Raw genomic sequence first — 20,548 nt, forward strand, 5'->3', positions numbered from 1 at the left:
GCCGGTTCCGTCGACTGTTGCAGAGCCAACATGCCGCGACGACGTTCTCCGGTGTATCCTTCCCCCATCACATCTGGCAATGAGGTGCTCTACCGTACATCTACTGGATCCACCTTCGGCGGCCGGCGACATTGACCTTTCGTCGAGCGCGCGACCATGATCGCTGACCGTTTCATCCCGTGAGTACAGCGTTGCAGTATGACTGAGCCTTTCCAACCCTTTCTGCAGCGTTGCGTTTCGGTCGATCTGGAAGTGGATCCTGCAACCGCCACCATCTTCGCTTTTGCGGCGGTGCGCGATGACGCTCGTCCCGCAATCCTGGCAAAGAAACGCGATCTCGTGGCGGCCCTTGACCGTCTGGGAGCAGAATCAGCCGAGGCCGAGCATCTGCTCGGCCACAACATCATTCGACATGACTTGCCTCATCTGGTCGCGGCGCGGCCTCGGTTGGCTAATCTTTTTCGATCGCCGATCGATACCTTGTGGCTCAACCCTCTCGCGTTTCCGCGCAACCCCTACCACCACCTGGTCAAGCACTACCACGACGGTCGCTTACAAGCGGGCCATGTCAACGACCCGGAAATGGATGCGCGGCTAGTGTTCCAGGTGCTACGCAATCAGTTAGCAGCTTTGACGCAACAGAACGCCGACCAGCCCGATGCAGTGGCGGCCTTTCATTTCGTCACCACGAGGATGGAAAACCCAGGCGGGTTCGACGCGGTCTTCCAGGAGATTCGGGGGGCTCCTGCGCCCGAACCATCTACGGCAAGGCAAGCGATTTCCCGGCTACTGGCGGGGCGCGCCTGCGAGAGGCGGGTCGAGCAGACGCTGAACCGCCTTTCCAGCCCGCAACTCGGATGGCCTATGGCCTATGCTTTGTCCTGGATCCTGGTTGCGGGCGGGGATTCCGTCATGCCGCCCTGGGTGCGGGCGCAGTTCCGCGAGGCGGCACTGATCGTGCGGCATCTGCGCGATACCGACTGCGGAAGCCCGGATTGCGCCTGGTGCAGAGAGAAGAACGACCCGATCCGCGCACTGTCGCGCTGGTTCGGGTTTGATGCCTTCCGCGCGCAGCCGGTCGACGATACGGGCCGCCCCCTCCAAGAGCGGATCGTCGATGAGGCGATGCGCGGGGCAAGCATCCTCGGCATCCTGCCGACCGGCACCGGCAAATCGGTCTGTTACCAGATCCCCGCCCTGTCGAAATTCGACAAGACTGGGGCGCTGACAGTGGTGATCTCTCCGCTGGTCGCGCTGATGGCCGATCAGGTGCAGGGCATGGCGCGGGCGGGCATTTCCTCGGCCGTCACCGTCAACGGAATGCTGTCGATGCCCGAGCGGCAGGATGCGCTGGACCGTGTGCGTATGGGCGAGGCGGCAATGCTGCTGATCTCGCCCGAGCAATTGCGCAGCAACTCGGTCCGCTCGGTTCTGGCACAGCGTGAAATCGGACTCTGGGTGCTGGACGAGGCCCATTGCGTGTCGAAATGGGGCCACGATTTCCGGCCCGACTACCGCTATGTCAGCCGCTTCATCAAGGAATCCGTAGGGGATGAAGCTGCTGCCCCAGTGCTTTGTCTGACCGCCACCGCCAAGCCCGAAGTGGTGCGCGACATCCGCGACCATTTCCAGTCACGTCTGGAGCGCGAACTGATGCTGCTGGACGGCGGCGCGGTGCGCACCAATCTCAGCTTCGAGGTCCGGCCGACGCAGCGCGGCACCAAGCTAGCCGATATCCTCGACGTGATCGAGGCCAGGCTGCCACAGGACGGCGCTTCGGGTGCGGTGGTCTACTGCGCCACCCGCAGCGAGACGCAACGCGTTGCCGATTTCCTCAAACAGCAGGGTTTGTCAGCGGAACGGTTCCACGCCGGTCTGACGCCCGAGGAGAAGCGCGACATTCAGGAGCGTTTCCGCATAGGCGACCTGCGGATCATTGCCGCGACCAACGCTTTCGCCATGGGGATCGACAAGCCCGATATCCGGCTGGTGGTGCATGGCGACGTTCCGGGCTCATTGGAGAACTACTTGCAGGAAGCCGGGCGGGCGGGCCGCGATCGCGCCCATGCCAATTGCGTGCTGCTCTTCGCCGCTGAGGATGTGGAGCGGCAGTTCTCGCTTTCGGCCCGCTCGCGCCTGGCTCGACATGAAATCGGCGCGATCGTCAAGGCCCTGCGGCGGCTGGACGAGCGGACGAAGAAGACCGGCACCGTGGTCGCCACCTCGGGCGAGGTCGTGCGAGCCGAACGCGATCAGGAGTTCGAGCGCGACAGCACCACCGACGATACCAGGGTGAAGACTGCGGTGTCCTGGCTGGAAGAGGCCAAGCTGCTGCGCCGCGAGGAGAACCGGGTTCAGGTCTTCCCCTCATCCCTCAGGATCCGCAACCTGGAAGAAGTCGAAGCGATCCTGGCCAGGGCCGCGATCACCGGCACCCGTCGGAAGGAGCTTCTGGATATCACCCGCCACCTGATGAACGCGTCCCCCGATCAGGGCATTTCCACCGATGAACTTGCCGGGATCAGCGGATTGACAGGGGGTATGCTGAACAAGGCGATGGCCGATCTCGAGGCGCTCGGGATCGCCCGCAACGACGTCGTGGTCACGGTCTTTGTCCATGTCGCCGTCGAGGGTCATTCGCAGCAGCGGCTGGCGCAGGCCACACGGCTTGAAACCGCGCTGACCACCCTGATGCGCGAGGCCGCCCCCGATGCCGAAGGTGCCGGAGGCATTCCCCTGCATCTGGCCGAAACCTGTCAGGCGCTCCGCAATCAGGGGCACAGCGCGGTGCGACCCGACATCGTGGAAAAGCTGCTGCGCAGCATGGGTCGTGACGGGCGCGATCAGGATGGTGGCAAGGGCAATCTGCGGCTGCGCAAGGCTTCGCGCAACACATTGATGGTGACGCTGCAACGGACCTGGCAGGCACTGGAACAGACGGCAAGCCTGCGGCGGCAGGGCGCAGAACTGTTGCTGGGGCATCTTCTGGGCAAGCTGCCGAAGGGCAGCCGCGGTAAGGACATCCAGGTCGAAACCACAATGGGCGATCTGCTCGCCACCCTGACCGGAGACGCCCTGCTGCGCGGCAGCGGCATTCAGGACATGACCAAGCTGATGGACCGCGCACTTCTGTGGCTGCACGAGCAGGAGGTGGTGACTCTGGGCAAGGGGCTGACGATCTTCCGGCAGGCGATGACGGTCCATCTGAACCCTTCGGGCGGCCTGTTCACCGTGAAGGATTTTGTACCCCTCGAAGAACACTACGCCGAGCAGACGATCCAGACCCATGTGATGGCGGCCTATGCCGAAAAGGGCCTTGCCGCGATGGATCAGGCGCTGCGGCTGTCCGAGGACTACTTCGTGCTGGAACGCGACGCCTTCCTGCGCCGCTGGATGCCCGGCAAGGGCGGCGAGATCCGGCGTCAAACCACCGGCACCTCCTGGAAAGCGATCGTTGAGGCACTGAAGAACCCAGTTCAGCAAGAGATCGTTGCCGACGACCGCGAACAGACCAGCGTCCTGGTCCTGGCAGGACCGGGTTCGGGCAAGACGCGCGTTCTGGTGCACCGCATCGCCTATCTGATCCGGGTCCGTCGCGAGGATCCGCGCGGCATCCTTGTTCTGACTTACAACCGTCATGCCGCCGCGGAGATACGCATCCGGCTGCGCCACCTGATCGGCGATGACGCGAATGCAGTGACCATATCCACATGCCACGCCCTCGCGATGCGGCTGGTGGGAGCGAGCTTTGCCGGAACTGCGAACGAGACGATGCACGACTTCGATGGGATCGTCATGGAAGCCGTGCGCCTGTTGAACGGCGAAGGGCTCAGCAAGCCCGAGGCGGAGGCACAACGCGACACCCTGATCCAAGGTCATCGCTGGATTCTGGTGGACGAGTATCAGGACATCGGCCCTGAGGAATACGCGCTGATCTCGGCCATTGCGGGCCGCTCACTGGACGATCCGGACCTTCAGCTCAGCCTTTTTGTGGTGGGCGATGACGATCAGAACATCTACGCCTTCGCCGGGGCGTCCATCCGCTTCATCCGGCAGTTCGAGGCCGACTATCGTGCACGACCGCAGTTCCTGATCGAGAATTACCGCTCGACCGGACATATCATTGCGGCGGCCAACGCGGTGATTGCGCCCGCCGCTGACCGTATGAAGGCGGGACACGACATTGCCATAGATCGCAGGCGCAGCAAGGCGCCGCCCGGCGGAGACATGGCGGCGCTCGATCCGGTTGCGCAAGGGCGAGTGCAGGTGCTGGACTGCCGAGCCGGTGACGTGGCGCAGGCGATGGCCGCAGTGGATGAACTCGTCCGGCTTTCGCGTCTTGATCCGGAGTGGAGCTGGTCGCGCGCCGCGATCATCGCGCGCGACTGGCGGCGGCTGGCTTCGGTGCGGGCCTATGCCGAAACGCTTGGTATCCCGGTGGAGATGGCAAACGAGAGCCTGCCCGGCATCTGGCGCTTGCGCGAGATGCAGCAGTTCATTGACACACTGCGCCGCGAAAATACGCGTCTGCTGGCCGTCCGTGATCTGATGGATATGCTGAACGCGATACCGTCCAATCGCTGGACGGATCTGATCGCCGAAGGCATCGCCGCTCTTGCGAAGGAGCTTGCGAACAAGACCATGCCCGTGCCGGACCTTGTCGAGTGGTTCGCTGAGTGGGCCAATGATGCCCACAGCGATCAGCGCGCGCTGCTGCTGCTGACGGCGCATCGATCGAAAGGTCTGGATTTCGAGGATGTCGTCATCCTGAATGGCGGTTGGGACAAGCCTTCCAAAGGCGAGGACCCCGATGCGCCGCGCCGCCTGTTCTATGTCGCCATGACCCGAGCGCGACGCAGCCTCGCGATCATTACTCAAGCGCAGCATCCGTTCGTCCAGCAGGACAAAGAGCATGTGCTGCGCCGAGCCGCGCCGGCTGTCGCCGACGGCGCGGCTCTTCCGACCGCGCTGTACCAGGTGCCGAACCTCAAGACCGTGGACCTGTCATGGGCGGGGCGTCTCAGGTCGGGCCATCCCTCCCTCGCCGCCATCTCGGCGGCGAAAGCAGGAGATCCGATTCAGATCGTGCGCCATGGCCCGCTCTGGGCGATACAGGACAAGCACGGGCAGGCCCTCGGACGCATGGCCAGAAGCTGGTCGCCTCCCGAAGGCCTCAGCTTTCTGCGCGGCGAGGTCGGTGCCATCGTGCGCTGGCGCAAGTCCGACAATCAGGAAGAGTTCCGGGTGCACCTTCACCGAGACGTCTGGGAAGCGGTTGTGCCGGAGCTTGTATTCGGCTGACAGTTGCCCGTGTGACGGTGGGTCGACTAGGACAGCTTCGCTCATTAGTTCACATTGTGCGATGTGATGTTATCGCGCATTTCTCATGGAAAAATCGGCAAAATGTCATGTTTGAGCCAGTTTTGAGACCTTTTCGTTTTCAGCCTGAACGCTCGCTTCGCGCTCCGTAAGCCTGAAAGCGGTCCGCCTGCTGTCCGCCCCTATGCTGTCGAGCAGCAATGCGCCTCATTCCGGTCGTTCGGCCCCCTTGGCAACGGCCCAAAAGCTGCCATTCGGCCCCTGCCACGATGTAAGTAGTTTTCCGAGTTTCATCATAGCTCGGAAAGGCTGGGACCTGCTGATGTAGCCTAGATTGATCATCCGGAATTGGTGAGAGGCGCGCTCTGTTCTTTTTTCGTTCGACCCTTGAAGCGATCGTTTCTGAAACCTAGATGCGGTTAATGAGCGGTAAATCACCGCGGGGCAATCGACATCATTGCATTCCAATCCATTGGCTGCGGCCGGTAGTAAGACCCGTCCACCAAGGAGGGCTGGTGTGAAATGGATCGATTGGAGGATACTGTGGGGAGCTGTGGCTGACGCAGTCATCGCAAATTGGGACGGGCACGACTACCAGGCGCGATACTTCTGGATTCACGCGTCGGGGCTTCGTGACCCGGAACAACACTTTGTTGTCGAGGTCTCATACGAGGCCGATGGTCCGAAAGGGTTTGACGATGTGGTGGTGCGCTATAGCCCAGGGAAATCGGGCCGCCGTTCTTTTGCGGTCGAGGTTGCCCACCACCAAGTCAAATTCCACGTCAGCCAGGAAGGGCGGTTCGGTTACAAGGAGCTGACGAACCCGGACTTTATCCATGCGACGCGCTTTTCAATCCTTGAGCGCCTCAAGGAGGCGGTCGAGAAGGCGCCAACGAATTCCACGTTCACTCTCGTGACAACCGACCGCATTCGCGATGATGATGACCTCCGGAAGTTGATTACGTCGAAAGACCGCTCGATCAACGTGGAAATTTTATTCGACGGAACGACCGATCGCAGCTGGACCGGTAAGATCAGAAAATGCTGGCGCGAGCACCTGAAGCTGTCGAGCGACGAAGAGCTCAAGACGATTGTGGACACATTCCACATCGTTGAGGGCCATAGGTCGCTCGAAGAGATGCGCGATGAAGTCAATTTTCACTTCCGTGGCGTCGGGCTGAAGGCCGGTGGAAACACGCTGGAATTCAGGTTCGATGGCGCGGCCCGAGCCTTGAAGGCGACGCAGCGCAACAAGTTGTCCCGAGAAGATTTCGAACTGCTTTGCCAGGAACAGGATTGGATTCGTGCGGGCGAAGACCGGCGGAATGTCGCCATCCGCTCGTTCGGTGATGGCCCGACCGATTATTTACTGGCCGCTCCGGAAAATCATCTGTCGCTGCTCGATCATTTCGACGAACGGCTGCTGCGTCCGGGAAATGATTGGACCGAGACGATCATGCCTGAGGTCCGAACATTCCTTGAGCGCGTGCGCCAGACGACCAAGGATATTCGGCTTCATCTCGATACCCACGCCTCCGTTGCATTTCTGGCTGGTTCGCTCTTGGGTATGAAAAGCGGCACTGGTGTCGAAGTCATGCAGAAGGGGCGCCGCGGCACCTCCGTCTGGCGCTCGGACGACAAGCTCACGGGGCCGTCGATGACGGTCACCTGTCAGGATATCGAGGCGGGCAAAGATGTTGCGGTGGCAATCAGTCTTTCACGGGACGCACTGGCGGACGTCGAGGATTATGTTAGCACCTCCTTGGGCAACGTTGGCAAGATTCTGCATTTCGCCGCAGCAAACGGGGTTGGCCCAGGGTCGGTAGCAGGCGGCACTCATGCAGCAGAAATGGCTGACCAAGTGTCTGACGTCCTGGTGGCGCTTAGCCTGCGCGGCGGCGCCAGGGCCCACATCTTCGTTTCGGCGCCAAACGCCTTTTCATTCTTCCTCGGCCAGCATCGGGACGCCATCGGCCCGGTGAAGGTTTACGAGTTCGACTTCACCGGGTCCAAGACCTACCACCCCTCCTTCCGGATTGGATGAATATGGAACTGAAGCCTCAATTCAATGAGTTTCTTGCGTCGATCCGACCGACCGACAGGCAGAAGGAAGACTGGAAGGGCGGGGCCTCGACCCTGCGGGCGCGGTTGGACGCGGACCAAGATCTCAAAGGGCTGGTCGTGGCTACTTTTCTGCAAGGTAGCGTCCGTCGTTCGACGGCCATACGGCCTAGCGGTGACAAGCGGCCGGACGTTGATATCGTCGTCGTGACCAATATTGACTACGAGAACACGACGCCTGAGCAGGCCATGAAGAAGTTCGTGCCCTTCCTTGATCGCCACTATGAGGGTAAGTGGCGCTGGCAGGGGCGTTCTTTTGGCATCGAGCTGTCCTATGTGGACCTGGATCTGGTCATCACCGCCTTGCCGAAGGATCCAGAATCCCGGGCAGTGATGGAAAGTCTCTACCGGTCCAATTCCGTATTGACTAACCTCAGCGTCGAAGAAGATCCGTCATGGCGTCTCAACCGGCAATGGCGCCCCTCGGAATTGGGTGAAGCTGCGTCAGTGCTCAACGATCTGGCGCCAAGCGAGTGGCGACCGCATCCGCTGTATCTGCCCGATCGCGACGTGGGAGAGTGGGGCCGGACCCATCCGCTGGCCCAGATCCAGTGGACGGCGGCCAAGAACCGTGTCTGCAATGGCCATTACGTCAAAATCGTGCGGTCCTTGAAGTGGATGAAGCAGGAGGGGACCGAAGAGTTTCCGAAGTATCCCAAAGGCTACCCGCTTGAACACATGATCGGTCACGTCATCAATGACGGCACCACGTCGATGGCGATGGGTGTCGTACAGGTCCTCGAGAGCATTCGCGATACTTGGGAATACGCGGCTCAGATCGGCCAAGTACCGGTTCTGCCGGATCATGGTGTTCCTGAGCACGACGTGCTGAAGCGCTTGCCGCTGGAAGATTTCCGGGCCTTCCATAAGGCTGCCAGCGAGGCGGCGTCCCGCGCTCGCGCAGCACTGGACAGTAACGATGCCCAGGAATCGGCCGAGCTGTGGCGCTCACTGCTCGGCACGAAGTTTCCATTGCCTGGCCCCCGCGGCGGCGACCGGGCGCCATCGGTTTTCAATACCCCGACCAAGCCTGCCCAGCCGCAGACAACGCAGCGATTTGCTTGATCTTGAACTCGCCCTCGGTGCCGCCAGCACTGCAGGAGGTGCTCTCGCTGCTTGAGGACGAGGAGCGCGTCATGGTCAGGAACAACTGGAGCAGTGTCGCGCCAGGCCGATGGTGGTTAGCCATTGATGCGACATTGTCCGAGCCGGCGACAGAATTCATGGCAACCCGCACCGGATGGCGCGTGGTGGTGTCATTCGTGCCCGGGGATAATCGCGTCGAGATTTATCCTTGCGCATCGAGTGGCCCCACGGTCACATTTCCGCATCAGCTATACAATGGCAAGCCGGCGGGCCGCGACCCATGGCGCACTGGTAAACTTTGTCTTGACCGGCCGGAAGCCACCTTTGGCAGAGACAGGTGGACGGGCGAACCCTCGGACATTGTTGAGAAGGTGATTTGGCATCTCAGTCGGTTGCTGATGTGGATTGATGCCGCTGCGACCGGCCAGTTGAAGCAGGTCGGGGATCCGTTCGAAGTCCCGCCGTCGCCAAGAACCTCTCGCATCCAGTGATTGGCTTTGACGAGGCGATTTCCGGTTTCAAGTCTTGGATGGAGATGGAGCAACGCTGGGGAAGCGTCTCCTTCATTGATATCCCCCATGCGCGTGCCAACAGGGTGACGGTTACTTTCTCGGATAGCGGCGGCACGATTGTGAAGACTATTTCCTGGGGAGCCTGGGCCGGGCAGGCTGCATCGGTTCAGATGGGCGTATGGTTGAGACTCGACAAGATACCTGTCGTCAGACCGTGGGGCTTGCCGACAACCTGGAGCGAATTGAACGCACTGATTGCTGAACAGGGGTTTGACCTGGGCGAGATCTTGCACTTCGCCGGGGTCCAGCTTCGCAAACGTACCCACAAGAATGAAAGCGCAACTTTGCTGTTGGGGTTTCCCGTCGAAGAACGGGTTGGGGATGGGCCATCGCGATTGCATTGGATGGCTATCGGCTCCGTGCCTCTTCAACACCGCCATTCTAAAATGAATGGCTTCCGTCCGATCGAAGCCAATCGTCGTATGCTGGACAGGGCGGTGGCCCAATCCCACGGCCGGCTCGATTGGATGAGGACCATGAACTGGACGTCCGATCAACTCCGCAGGCGTGGCCCCTCATCGGAAAAGCTTGGTTCGTCCAGGATCGCGCTTTTGGGGGCGGGAGCACTTGGGGGTGCGGTCGCGGAAAACTTGCTCCGGATGGGCAACCGCGATTTGGTCATCCTGGATGGGGAGAGGCTTGAGGTCGGGAACCTGACCCGGCATGCACTTGGGCTTGAGGCCGTGGGCCGGAACAAGGCTGTCGCACTGGCGGACGCGTTAAATTCGTCGATGATTGATGGTCGTACTGTTGGGCATGCAACGAACTTTCCCCCCAGCGATGAGTCTGTGATCGCCACTCTGCGAGCCGCCGACGTGGTGGTGGACTGCACCGGAGCGGATGATGTACTGCGTCGAATGGCCGATTTCGACTGGGGTACGGAGAAGATCTTTGTCAGCTTGGCTATAACGTGGAGGGCCGAGGGACTACTGGCCTATACTGCATCCGAAGTAAGCTTTCCCTACTTTGACGCTGTGGAACGCATGGCGAGCATGGAGACGCCAAGCCCAGCGCGCTCGGAGTCGACGATGGAAGGGATCGGCTGTTGGCACCCGATCTTTCCCGCCACTGCCGAGGACATGAGATTATGGGCCGCGTTTGGCACGCGATTTATCCGGAAAGCAATTGAGAGTCCGAGCCGGACGTTGAGCTACTATCGTCAACACGAAGACGGCCAGATCGAACTGGTTGCCACCAATGTCTGAGTTTCCTAAGGTCAAATACAGCTCGATCGCTCCTGACGTGTCCGCTGTGTTTGAGCTGCCTCTGCTGTCTGAGGTTACGAGGTTGGCCGGTCGGGCCGGCAGTGTTGAAACCGGCGGCATTCTTGTTGGGGAATACTTTGACGGGGGGCGCTCTGTTCGAATTACTGAAGTCATGGCAATGCCCGAGGATTCCCGTTTCGGCCGGGCCTGGTTCAAACGGGGCCGGAAGGGCCTCGATGCTTTACTTCGCGATCGATGGGGGCAGGGCCAGTATTACGTCGGTGAGTGGCACTCGCATCCTGGGGGCAGCGCCGAACCCAGTGGCTCCGACATTGCCGCGATGCGGAAAATCGCTGGCGACCCGTTGTATCGCTGCGAGGCGCCGGTACTCCTCGTCGTAGGCGGCAGGCCGCCCGACAGCTTCTCGATCTCATTTACTGTTTTTGTATCGGGCTCACCGCACCGGCTGCGATATGGTACACCGAGCTAGCACAGGAACTTTGCCGGCCACCGCCGCCTGATCGGAGACTATCACTGCTTACGGTTGCATCGCCCAAATGCAGAGGCGAAATGTGATCACTCTGCTCGATTAACATTATCCTTCTTCGAATGATCAGGATTGTCCCGCGCATATTCCCGGCCGTTAATTTTCACGACGTGTGCGCCTTGGTGTTCGCCACGCTTAATCTCGGCCACGACGCTTCTTCGAGGAACATCTTTTCGATTGCCGATGTCGTAATGTTCGTTCCGGCCCCCGGGGCCATCATTCTTGCCTTTGATCTTGGTCATGTCTCGTCTCCAAATGTCACCTGCTGCATCAGAGGCTCCCAGACAGGAAATTCGAGCCGTTGAACGCTCATGTCTGTATACCACTCACCCGGGCGAATTGCAGACCTTCCGCTTTCGGCCCCAAAACTGCCGGTCAGAAATGCGCCTCATGCCGGTCAAAGAGACCTTGCCCGCCGTTCCTCCATAAGCAGACATTGCAGACCTACAAGGACGTCGCTTTTACGCCCGAAGCGCCGCTTCGGTTGGTCCTTCAGTGACCTGGCGGCCCAAGGGCGTCGTCCTCCACGGCCCGACCTCGTCCGCAACTCACCGTTGCCAGCGGCTCTGCTCCTGGCCTTCCCGCGATGACCGAGCGGGTAGTGAAACATCATGGTCAAGCCTGAAAAGCAAGGTCCAACCTAGCCGCCTTTCCGGGCCTGCGTCATCATCGTCCAGCACTCCAGGATCCTGCGTGCGCCAGCCGGGACCGTCGGGTCGGCCGGCCGCACAGTTTTTCATCCCGCTGGAACATTGGCGAAGGAATGCAGTTGGTGTCGCTGCAGATGCCGCCGCGCGGTGCCTGTGGGCGATTGGTGGCAACACCTGATCGGCCGCCGCTCCTTTACGAGGCGGCTTAGCGTGTGAGCCAATCCTGCAGCAAAGGCCTAGGGATTGGAACGACCAACAGGAGGCAGTCATGAAGCACCAGACACTCGATCAACTCCAGTCAGTCGCGGACATCAGTCCACTATCGCCGGCTCTGCTGGCTACAAGGACGCAACGGATAGAGCGGTGGGCGGAACTGCTCTATCGAAATCCGACGCGCTCCCTTGTGGCTCTCACCGGGACTGAGCATCTGCATCCCTCTGTCCGCGGAGAAGCGCGCGCGGTCGGATCGGCGATCAGTGTCGCCTTTGACGATCCACTGCTGCGTGCATCGGGCATGCAATCGGATACCTACGGGGAAGCCAGACGCTTCTTCGAACTCTCCGATTGGCAGTTGCATGAGATCGTCTGCAGTTGCCACACCGGCGCCACCATGCAGGCTGGCTGGGCCGCCGGGCGTGTCCGCAGGGTCCTCAATGGGAGCAAGATATTGGCTTGGCTGAGAAAAGGATTCATGCCGCACTGAGACACAGCGCTTGCGCCTGAAGAAGCATGCAGGCTCCAGCAGAGATTGCGCCGGCTCCGCGAAGGCATGGCTGACCTCAATGGAGCAGGGCGGCCGAGTTGCTTGCGACTTCAGAAATGACGTTCACCATTGCTTAGTGGACCTCGTCAGGGTGATCGGCAATTTCGTGAATAGCGAGTACCAGCGCCAGTTTCGACCAACCGGTCGGCAGCGCCCGCGTGACCAAGCGGGGTTACTTATCCTCGGTGCGTCACATGTGCGCTTCGTCAGCGGTATAGCCTGCCAATCCCTCAACAGCCGTTTTGACGGCGAAAAGCTCGAGGCCTGAGGGGTTAATTTGACCCAGGAATCCCGAAAACGGACCTTGCGCTTTCGGCCCCAAACCAACCGTCATCATCCGGTAACCTTAATAGTGTCCTGGAAAGAAAGTTGCCCCCTCCGGGCCTACGACTTGGCGACGAGTTTCGGCGTTTTTCGACGGTCAGTATGATTTCCGGCGGTTGGAGATTTGTATCGGCCTTTGATGAACGGCCGCTGTTGGGTTCAAAGTGGATGGTCGCGTTATCGTATGGACAGCAGGCTTGCGGCGTCCCTCGGTTGAGTTCACCCGCGGGTTTTTGCTCTTAAGTTCATCCAGATAATCGGCCCACCACTGCATCATGTTGATGCGCTCCTCCCAGTGCTCTGCCCGGGCATAGGCGCGCCGAACGTCGTTGTTCTCAATGTGGGCCAGCTGCCGCTCTATCGCGTCCGGATGCCACTCGCCGCATTCGTTCAGCAAAGTTGATGCCGTTGCTCGAAAGCCGTGCGCGGTAGCTTCTTCCTTGCCGTAACCCATACGACGCAGTGCGGCGTTTAGCGTATTGTCGGAAATCGGACGTGAAGCCGATCGAACACTAGGAAACAGCAGCGATCCACCACCAGAAATTTCCCTGAGTGAAGTCAGGACGCTGATCGCCTGCTTTGATAGGGGTATGCGGTGCGGCCGTCGCATTTTCATGCGTGCTTCAGGGATGGTCCACACCGAGCTTTCAAAATCGAACTCTTCCCATTCAGCGACGCGAAGCTCCCCGGGGCGGGGAAACAGCAGCGCTATCAGCATCAGACCGGCCCGGGTTGTAGGCTGTCCGTCAAATGCATCGATCGCCCTCAGCAAACCGCCCAAGGCCTTCGGATCGGTAATCGCGGCGCGAGACGTTACCGTCGGACTGATGAGTGCGCCTCTGAGGGCGAAGGTCGGATCTGTCTCGGCGCGTGCGGTCGCGATTGCGTATCGAAACACGCTGCCGATCGTGGAGCGCAGTCGCCTGGCCGACTCGTATCGACCGCGAACCTCCACGCGGCGGAGGGCGGTAAGGATGGTGGCCGGGTCGATCTCCCGAATGCACTTGTCGCCAATTATCGGATAGGCAAAGTCGAGCAGCCATTTGACCTTGCTGATCGTCCGGTCAGCACGTCCCTCCTTCTTTAGTTTGTCAACATATTCGTCCGCGATTGAGCGAAAGGTGTCCTTTGCCGAATCGGCCTTCCGCAAGCTGCGTTCCTTTCCAGGGTCGACGCCAGCTAGCAGAAGCCTTTTAGCGTCATCGCGCGCCTCCCGTGCCTCGGCGAGAGAGATAAGGGGATAGCTGCCCAGCGCGAGCAGTTTCTGCTTGCCGTCAAAGCGGTAGGCGAGCCGCCAGAGGCGAGAGCCCGTGGGCTGTACCCATAGCTGCAGCCCGCCCCCATCAGATAATTTCACAAGCTTGGAAGCAGGGCGGGCATTTCGACATTTCACGTCGGAGAGGGGCATTCGTCAGGTCTCCCTTGGCTGTTTCGATACCATCAGGATGTCGAATACCAACGGAAATACCATCCCCCCGCCTCGTTGGACCAAATGCTCCTGAAGCCCTCCGTGTCCCGCTTAACCGCGCAATGCGACCGCAAAAGACCAACAATTCCAAGCGATTGCAGAAGCTGCAGCGTAGAAGGTTCGGTGAAAGGGAGTGCCGGGAGAAGGGGGGATGGTGCCCAGAGGCGGAATCCAAGTGGAGAAAATCCCGTTTTCGTTTCAGAGACTTATGCGAAGGTTGGCCGCATCTGCTACCAACAGAAATACCAACAAAATATTTCTGTGGATTGGTTCGGTTCCTGATATTTATCTCAATGCCTCGCACCTGCACCTTGTCTTTTCCGGTTCGGTCTAGATCCTTCTTGGTTATCTATCATCATGCGGGGGGGTCAAGTGAAGACCACGGCTGGCCAAGACGACTCAATGAAAACGATGGCCGCCTGCGGCCCTAATGCGCCCTGGTATCGGCCGTTCGTTCACGCAGCTTAAGCCTGGAAGCTTCCGTTCCCTGACCAGCGGACGTAGCCGGGCGAGCTTATTAGCGCCGCAGCGGTATCACTTAACCGGTATTATCAACGGAGCCGGGCGCCCGTGTACGGCATAGGTCAGGATCGCGTGGTGGTTGCAGAAGCATTCGATCGCGAACTCGTGTCGGACTCCGTTCGCGTCCGTCAACACGACGGTTCCGTCGAAAATCGGACCTCTCCTAGCCCGGCCGGCACTGGCCCTGAGAAAGTTCCAACAGAATTCCTGAGTGATCCCCGGAAACCGCGTCCTGAACGCGGGTGAGCGGATGAAGTATCGCACGTCCTTGCCGCCGGGGTCGCGGCCGATATCGTCGTGGTGCGGATGGGCGCTGACCATCCCGAATGCCGGCGTTTCGCCATCCCGCTCCTCGACCGTGCGCCATAACGTGGTGGTTATCGTATTGCCGTAGCGCTTGGCCAGATTCTGGATGGACTTGAAGGTAATCTCGACGTCGCGAGCCTCGCACGCGAAACGGTCCTGAAGGAACAGCAAGCGTGCGGCGGCGAAATTAGCCTCCGCCTCCACATTGGCGTGGCAGTTCGGATCGAGCGTGTACTGATCGTCGCCGAACAGGAAATCCTTGTGCCAGGGAATGAAACTATGCCCAACCTCATGGGCCTCGATCCATCGTTTCTTCGCGTCGGGAACCTGTTGGTCGATCAGGATGCGATTGCCGTCGGGTATCCATAAGGCGGAGAGGTTGGCCTTCTTGATCACGTCGATCAGAATGGTCGGACGGGCGATAACCTGCTTGCCCGCCACCTTCATCCTATGCGCGACTTCCTGCAGGAGCGTCGGATTGGACAAGCTATAGTACTTGAGGTCTAGCGCGAGCAACTGCCGGACCTCCGGGAGACGGAGGGGCGGTTCGGGATTGCCGAGTTCGCGGAGAATCCTGTCAACGAGTCCTCGGATGTCGTCCGCCTCATATGCTCCGACCGTCCCCTCCATCATCGGTTCATTTCTGCCCCAGCACCAGAAACTTGACGAAACTGTCCAAGACCTGTTGCTCGTGCTTACTGAGCTTGGACAAATCATCGGACTTAGCCGCGAACTTCTGGGCCTCTTCCTGCAGGACCTCGTCTCTAGTAACCGTAGCGCCAGAGAGCTTCATCAGCGCTCGTGGCGGCATCCTAAAAAACTCGGCCAACTGGTGAACGGTCCTCGGCCTGGGTTTGTAGTTGGGGTCCCGTTCGATCAACCTGATCTCGGCGGCCTCCACCCGCGCCTTTGCGCCCAAGGTTTCAACCGACAATTGGTCGCGTCGTCTCAACTGGCGTATGAAGACCCCGAAGGCGTGCTTCATTTCGACCACGTTGCCCGCGTCCGACACAAGTTCGGACGGCAGGAACATCCCTATATTGTCGATGGCTTCCAACGGCCATCCCGCGTCATGGTCCGTATCCGGATCGGACTCGATCTTTCGCCGGAGCCAGTCGCGTGAGATAAGCATCTCCATCATCTGCTCCTTCTGTTTAAGTGAGGAAGGCGCGCGCTTGTGCTTCGGTCATCTCAAAGTAGCGCATGCGCGTGTCGTCGATTTCCAGGTCGGTCATTCCAACCACATCTCGATACCAAGCTTCGGCCTGTGGCAAGGCGTGCAGGCCTACCCGTCCCCTGAATTCCTCTTGAACACTCAAGCTGATCGCGGCAACCATCATGATGCGCCCCACGCCCTTGAAACGAGGGGACGCATCGAAACGCGGTCTGTTCCAAGGCGCGGTAGCCAGCAGGTCCACCGTGACCAGCGGCTTGCCGCGTTGCGAGGGTTCTTTGGCAAAACCTGCAGTCGTCACGAGCATCAGGCCCTGTGTGGCACCTTCCGCCACGATCGCGAACGACTGCCGGTCAAGCCGGTTTGACGCCATGTCGACTTTCTCGGACCATCGCCAATGAGCGTCCTGGATGTCGTTATCGGCGAGGAATTGCAGGTTGTATTGGCCGGCGGCTTTCAGTTCCGCAATCCTGGCTTCCATGAGCGGGCGCCACGAGCCGTCTATATCGGCGACATTGCCGGCATCCGCGGGGCTGAGGAGATGGGATTCCGTGAACTTGCCGGTCCGACGGTCTAACAGGTCGTAGGTACCGATGAGGCTACCCGACATGGCTTCAGCTCAGCATCATGAGCTCGGCTTTTTCCTTGGTGGAAGGGTGTTCGAAGAATACCTTCTCGCCGCGTTCTATTCTGTCCGTGATGGATTGGTAGAGCCTGAGGGCCTGTCGGACTAGGGCGGTCTTGGACAAACCTTTTTCATCGGCGAGGCGATCGACTAGATCCATCTCCTGCGAACTCAAATTCAGCGTCATCGTACGTTTTTCAACCATAGGGTCCTCCTTGACGGCCGCGCGTTCATATCATTATCCACGAGGCTAGTCAACAATTAATAGCTACAGGTCACGTATTGACTAGCTAAGAAATAGCTACTATTTGATGTGATATCGAGACGCAGGAGAAACCAAATGAACGACAGCGATCCCATTCGCAGCATCCATATCGCCGGCACCGACCTAGTGTTCCGCGCGGTTCCCGTAAATGACCAGACCCCCTCAGGCGACCAGATCGCCCTCGCCGCGGGGTTTTCGTCCGACGATTACAGCTATGTCCTGCAGATGCGGGACAACGGCGAACTTGAGGACGTCCGCAGCCGCGAATCCGTGCCCTTGTCCGACGGACAGCGGTTTATCGTCGCCCTGAGCGACCGATCCTACCGGCTTGCCTTCGCCGGCGGCCCCCTGGATTGGCCCGCGCGCTTCATCACGGCCGGAACCTTGCGCAAGCTGAAGGGCGTGGCTGCCGACAAGAGCATCTATCTGGAAAAGACGGACGAGCCCGACTTTCCCCTCGATGAGGACGACGTCATCGACCTGGATGAAGATGGCGTCGAAAGCTTCAAGGCGGGCAAGCTTGCGGGGCCAAAGAAGCAGACCGTGCGCGTCAAGCACCTGGGTGAACTGGAAACGGTGCGCTTCAAGGTCGAGTCCGGTACTACTCTGCAGTCGATCTGGGACCGGGCCTACGAGGAGCTCGACGTCATGCGCAACGAGCGTGACGTGTTCCAGGCCGAGACGGACGTCGGGACAGTGAGCCTGATGGACCACCTCGGCCTTCCTCTCGAGACGGCCCAGCAGGAAGGTTTGTGCGACAAGAAGTTCGAGATCGCGGCCAGGACCGGGGGGGCCTGAAATGGCATCGCATGGCGTCCGGCCCACCATCGACCTGCAGGCAGGCACGCAAGTGCTAGGCCAGCACTTGCCGCGGGTGCTGTCCTTCAGGGGCCAGACGATAGAAGAGCTCGGCTGGAGCCGGCCATCGGACCGGACGCTGCTTGTCCCCATGCGCGGCACTTTCGGCGGAAATACCGAAGAGTATCTTCTCCGGCTCGATTTTCTTGCCGGTTCGGACTGGCCGCCCAGCGCCAGGTTCGTCAATCCGGCGACCCTTGACTACGCCGGCCTAGCCGAACAGCACCATCTGCCCCAACTGACCTCGCCGGAGGTCCACGTCCATCCGGCTTACCAGAACCCCAGCGGGCAAAAGATCCAGCTCGTGTGCTGTTCCGCTGTGTTCGAATACTACGACGTCAATCACGGCGGCGAAGACACCACCCTCTGGCGCACGGGCGATACCTTTAATCATACGTTGGTGGCGATCGAACGTGCTTTCCGCAACCACTATTCGGGAAGATTCGGTCGTCATGCAGGATGAATACCTATTGTGGCGCGACCCGGCACCCGGGCCCTATGTGCCGATCGGATCCGTCCTTCGCTTACCTCCGACTGCGATTTCGGCGACACGCGAACTGCTTCAGCGCGAAGGCCGCCGGGAATCGTGTGTTTTCTGGTACGGCGAGCGGGACGGCGATACCGCCCTTGTGCGATCGGTCCGGGCGCCCACGCAGCGATCTATGCCCGGAAACTATCATGTGGAGCCGGATGCGATCAGCGAAATGGTGCGCGATCTGCCCGAAGGGTGGAAGCCCTTGGCTCAGATTCACAGCCATCCCGGAATGGGCACGGAACACTCGCGATATGATGACCGCATGATTTCGAGCCGCCGGATTCTTTCGATCGTATTCCCGATATACGGCGTCCCGGCCGCGCCCTGGCCGCAAGGCGTCGGCGTGCACGAGTGGCAGAACGATTATTGGCACATGCTATCCCCAGGGCAGGTCCATGGCCGCCTTGAGGTGATCGCCGCACCGGCAGTGGACAGAAGGGATTTCCGATGAGTGGCTTGGCATTGGGGGATCGTCATTCCCGACCGTTGGATGGTTTGGGGGACGTCGCGTCGCCTAAAACGATCCTCATTCGTGCCGGCGACGTATCAGGGGCAGTCAATCGCCAACACCTTCTGGTCTGTCTCGTCAATCTACTGGCTAGGCTGCATGGCTTGGTCGGTTCGATCCGGGTCGCGGTAAAAGGCGAGATGACGGTCGTCACGCCGAACGGGGCCGGTCCGGCAAATGCCTTCCAGGCCGTCGAGAACCTCGCGTCCTGGGCCAACGGCGGGCGGATACCGGTGCTTCCACCCGATGGCGTGGAGGACTTGACCATAGATATGACCGGTCAGATGCGTGGAGGCGCGAGCATCTATGTTTGGGGAGAGGGGTGGAAAGCCTGGATCGGCTCCGCTCCGCGAGCATTCGGTGGTTCTTTCGGCCGGCGCGATTGCCTCGGCCCATACCTGGCAGCGGCCTTGGCAGCAGGCGAGGTCTTCAAGCACGCCAAAGGCTTGAAGAAAGGACGCTTCGCCCGGGATGACGCGTATTCCCTGTGGTCGGGGGAATCCGGCCGCTGGGAAGTATTGGAAGACGGTCCAGCCGTATCGGACACGCGCTTGCCCCCTTTGTATGTCGTCGGGGCAGGCGCCGTCGGTCAGGGGATCATCCAGGTGTTGGGCGCCAGCGAATTGGCAAGCTCATTCCTCGTTACCATCGATCATGACCGCCACGACCTCGAGGGCACCAATCTTAACCGGTGCTTTTTGGCCGGCCTCGACGATCTCGACCGACCTAAGGTCGAGGCCGTGGAGCGATACAGGACCTTCAGCGGACTGGGGGGCTTCGAACATTCCGGAACGCTTCGGGATTACATCCTCTCGAGCCGGTCAGGCCTGCATCCGAAGCTCGATCTGGCGGAAGCGCGGGACTCGTACGAACTCGTGGTATCGGCCGTGGACATCAATACGTCCCGTCAGGACATCCAGGGTCTGTGCCCCCGCGTCGTCGTGGGCGGAAGTACAGACGGCTTAAGGGCTCAAGCGGTGATATACGGCCTCGTCGAACAAGCCGAATGCCTGGGCTGTTGGAACGTGCCCGACGACGGAAGGGCCAAGGCCGCTGCCCGGGAAGCGGCCCTACGGGCAATGTCGCCGGAAGAACGACGGAAGGAATTGGCCGGACAGGTCGAAAACCTTGATGCAGCCTTGTCCTATCTCGCTTCTGCCGAGCCCAGATGCGGACAGTTGGGAGAAAGCGATGTCAAGAGCTTCGTAGACCGGATGCCTCCGGAGTTTTCGGCTTCGTTCGTGTCCATGGCGGCCGCCACGATGGCCGCAGCCAGCCTATTTCGTGTCACATCGGGATTGTCTTCAGATGTGAACTTGCAACCCAAGACAATTCTCCAGTTCAAGAACTTGTCGATGGCTAAAACGGTGACTGCGCGACGGAGCGGTTGCGCGCATTGCTGTGTTGTCCGTGAGGCCGGTTCTCCGGCGAAACTCGGCTAGTACTTGGCCGCGGTCGATAACTCGGTCCCCTTGGACACTACCGAAACATTTGGGCCCTGATACGCCACCACCCGGGCAGGCACGCCACCCCAGAGTCGCGTCGGTACCCTCATCGCTGAACAGACAACTGACCTTCTGGACCTTTGGTGCCGCAAGGTGAAGCGACACAGAGGGCGCTGCACTTGTTCAACGCTATCCATTTTTCGGCGGCTTCTAAGGCAAGGGTTGCCAAAAGTAGACGGTCGGCTCCCGGCCCCC

The 20,548-nt window shown here is 60.1% G+C and carries 18 protein-coding genes; 12 read left to right on the forward strand and 6 right to left on the reverse strand.

All coding sequences use genetic code 11. The features are described from left to right. Positions 1 to 198: 198 nt before the first annotated feature. From NKK52_RS32045 to NKK52_RS32070, 6 genes are all read left to right on the forward strand, one after another. The gene (locus NKK52_RS32045; RefSeq protein WP_023685871.1) at positions 199 to 5,301 is read left to right on the forward strand and encodes a RecQ family ATP-dependent DNA helicase; all 5,103 of its coding nucleotides are present in this window, start codon (positions 199 to 201) and stop codon (positions 5,299 to 5,301) included. A 535-nt stretch (positions 5,302 to 5,836) separates the two neighbouring features. Then, positions 5,837 to 7,363 carry an SAVED domain-containing protein gene (locus NKK52_RS32050; RefSeq protein WP_245263176.1) on the forward strand — a complete coding sequence of 509 codons (1,527 nt, stop codon included), beginning with the start codon at positions 5,837 to 5,839 and terminating at the stop codon, positions 7,361 to 7,363. Positions 7,364 to 7,365: 2 nt separating this feature from the next. Beyond that, positions 7,366 to 8,505 carry an SMODS domain-containing nucleotidyltransferase gene (locus NKK52_RS32055; RefSeq protein ID WP_031204500.1) on the forward strand — a complete coding sequence of 380 codons (1,140 nt, stop codon included), beginning with the start codon at positions 7,366 to 7,368 and terminating at the stop codon, positions 8,503 to 8,505. Continuing rightward, complete coding sequence (locus NKK52_RS32060; protein ID WP_023685874.1) at positions 8,502 to 9,017, forward strand: hypothetical protein; 516 nt, start codon at positions 8,502 to 8,504, stop codon at positions 9,015 to 9,017. Before NKK52_RS32055 ends, NKK52_RS32060 begins: the two co-directional genes overlap by 4 nt. Beyond that, positions 9,014 to 10,303, forward strand: coding sequence for a ThiF family adenylyltransferase (locus NKK52_RS32065; RefSeq protein ID WP_031204502.1), 1,290 nt, complete (start codon positions 9,014 to 9,016; stop codon positions 10,301 to 10,303). Before NKK52_RS32060 ends, NKK52_RS32065 begins: the two co-directional genes overlap by 4 nt. Further along, the gene (locus tag NKK52_RS32070; protein WP_023685876.1) at positions 10,296 to 10,793 is read left to right on the forward strand and encodes a Mov34/MPN/PAD-1 family protein; all 498 of its coding nucleotides are present in this window, start codon (positions 10,296 to 10,298) and stop codon (positions 10,791 to 10,793) included. Before NKK52_RS32065 ends, NKK52_RS32070 begins: the two co-directional genes overlap by 8 nt. An 86-nt stretch (positions 10,794 to 10,879) precedes the next feature. Here the strand turns inward: NKK52_RS32070 and NKK52_RS32075 are convergent, their stop codons facing one another. After that, positions 10,880 to 11,092 (reverse strand): DUF3892 domain-containing protein, encoded by a 213-nt coding sequence (locus NKK52_RS32075; RefSeq protein WP_084634073.1) that lies wholly within the window; start codon positions 11,090 to 11,092, stop codon positions 10,880 to 10,882. 676 nt (positions 11,093 to 11,768) lie between these two features. On the opposite strand from NKK52_RS32075, the gene NKK52_RS32080 reads away from it, so the two are divergent. Beyond that, complete coding sequence (locus NKK52_RS32080) at positions 11,769 to 12,203, forward strand: hypothetical protein (protein ID WP_023671095.1); 435 nt, start codon at positions 11,769 to 11,771, stop codon at positions 12,201 to 12,203. A 10-nt stretch (positions 12,204 to 12,213) separates the two neighbouring features. After that, complete coding sequence (locus tag NKK52_RS32085; RefSeq protein ID WP_156939327.1) at positions 12,214 to 12,531, forward strand: hypothetical protein; 318 nt, start codon at positions 12,214 to 12,216, stop codon at positions 12,529 to 12,531. Positions 12,532 to 12,684: 153 nt separating this feature from the next. On the opposite strand, the gene NKK52_RS32090 is transcribed toward NKK52_RS32085, so the two are convergent. The 5 genes from NKK52_RS32090 to NKK52_RS32110 form a co-directional block, all read right to left on the reverse strand. Then, on the reverse strand, positions 12,685 to 13,995 hold the full coding sequence (locus NKK52_RS32090; RefSeq protein WP_031204573.1) for a tyrosine-type recombinase/integrase: 1,311 nt from the start codon (positions 13,993 to 13,995) through the stop codon (positions 12,685 to 12,687). A 594-nt stretch (positions 13,996 to 14,589) separates the two neighbouring features. Beyond that, positions 14,590 to 15,516: an ImmA/IrrE family metallo-endopeptidase gene (locus NKK52_RS32095; RefSeq protein ID WP_023686070.1), complete on the reverse strand. Its 927-nt coding sequence runs from the start codon at positions 15,514 to 15,516 to the stop codon at positions 14,590 to 14,592. A 4-nt stretch (positions 15,517 to 15,520) separates the two neighbouring features. Then, complete coding sequence (locus tag NKK52_RS32100) at positions 15,521 to 16,024, reverse strand: helix-turn-helix domain-containing protein (protein WP_023686069.1); 504 nt, start codon at positions 16,022 to 16,024, stop codon at positions 15,521 to 15,523. A gap of 13 nt (positions 16,025 to 16,037) precedes the next feature. After that, on the reverse strand, positions 16,038 to 16,667 hold the full coding sequence (locus NKK52_RS32105; protein ID WP_023686068.1) for a hypothetical protein: 630 nt from the start codon (positions 16,665 to 16,667) through the stop codon (positions 16,038 to 16,040). Between the two features lie 4 nt (positions 16,668 to 16,671). Further along, positions 16,672 to 16,887 (reverse strand): ribbon-helix-helix protein, CopG family, encoded by a 216-nt coding sequence (locus tag NKK52_RS32110; protein WP_023686067.1) that lies wholly within the window; start codon positions 16,885 to 16,887, stop codon positions 16,672 to 16,674. Positions 16,888 to 17,022: 135 nt separating this feature from the next. Between NKK52_RS32110 and NKK52_RS32115 the strand changes: the two genes are divergently transcribed. From NKK52_RS32115 to NKK52_RS32130, 4 genes are read left to right on the forward strand one after another with little or no spacing between them, the layout of a single operon-like run. After that, positions 17,023 to 17,745, forward strand: coding sequence for a multiubiquitin domain-containing protein (locus NKK52_RS32115; protein WP_023686066.1), 723 nt, complete (start codon positions 17,023 to 17,025; stop codon positions 17,743 to 17,745). A gap of 1 nt (position 17,746) precedes the next feature. Next, complete coding sequence (locus NKK52_RS32120) at positions 17,747 to 18,268, forward strand: hypothetical protein (protein ID WP_023686065.1); 522 nt, start codon at positions 17,747 to 17,749, stop codon at positions 18,266 to 18,268. Next, positions 18,258 to 18,791: a Mov34/MPN/PAD-1 family protein gene (locus tag NKK52_RS32125; protein WP_023686064.1), complete on the forward strand. Its 534-nt coding sequence runs from the start codon at positions 18,258 to 18,260 to the stop codon at positions 18,789 to 18,791. The genes NKK52_RS32120 and NKK52_RS32125 overlap by 11 nt, the downstream gene beginning before the upstream one ends. Beyond that, complete coding sequence (locus NKK52_RS32130) at positions 18,788 to 20,290, forward strand: ThiF family adenylyltransferase (protein WP_023686063.1); 1,503 nt, start codon at positions 18,788 to 18,790, stop codon at positions 20,288 to 20,290. Before NKK52_RS32125 ends, NKK52_RS32130 begins: the two co-directional genes overlap by 4 nt. Positions 20,291 to 20,548: the final 258 nt, after the last annotated feature.

The organism is Mesorhizobium sp. C277A, assembly GCF_040324395.1.
In the GTDB taxonomy this organism is placed as follows: domain Bacteria; phylum Pseudomonadota; class Alphaproteobacteria; order Rhizobiales; family Rhizobiaceae; genus Mesorhizobium.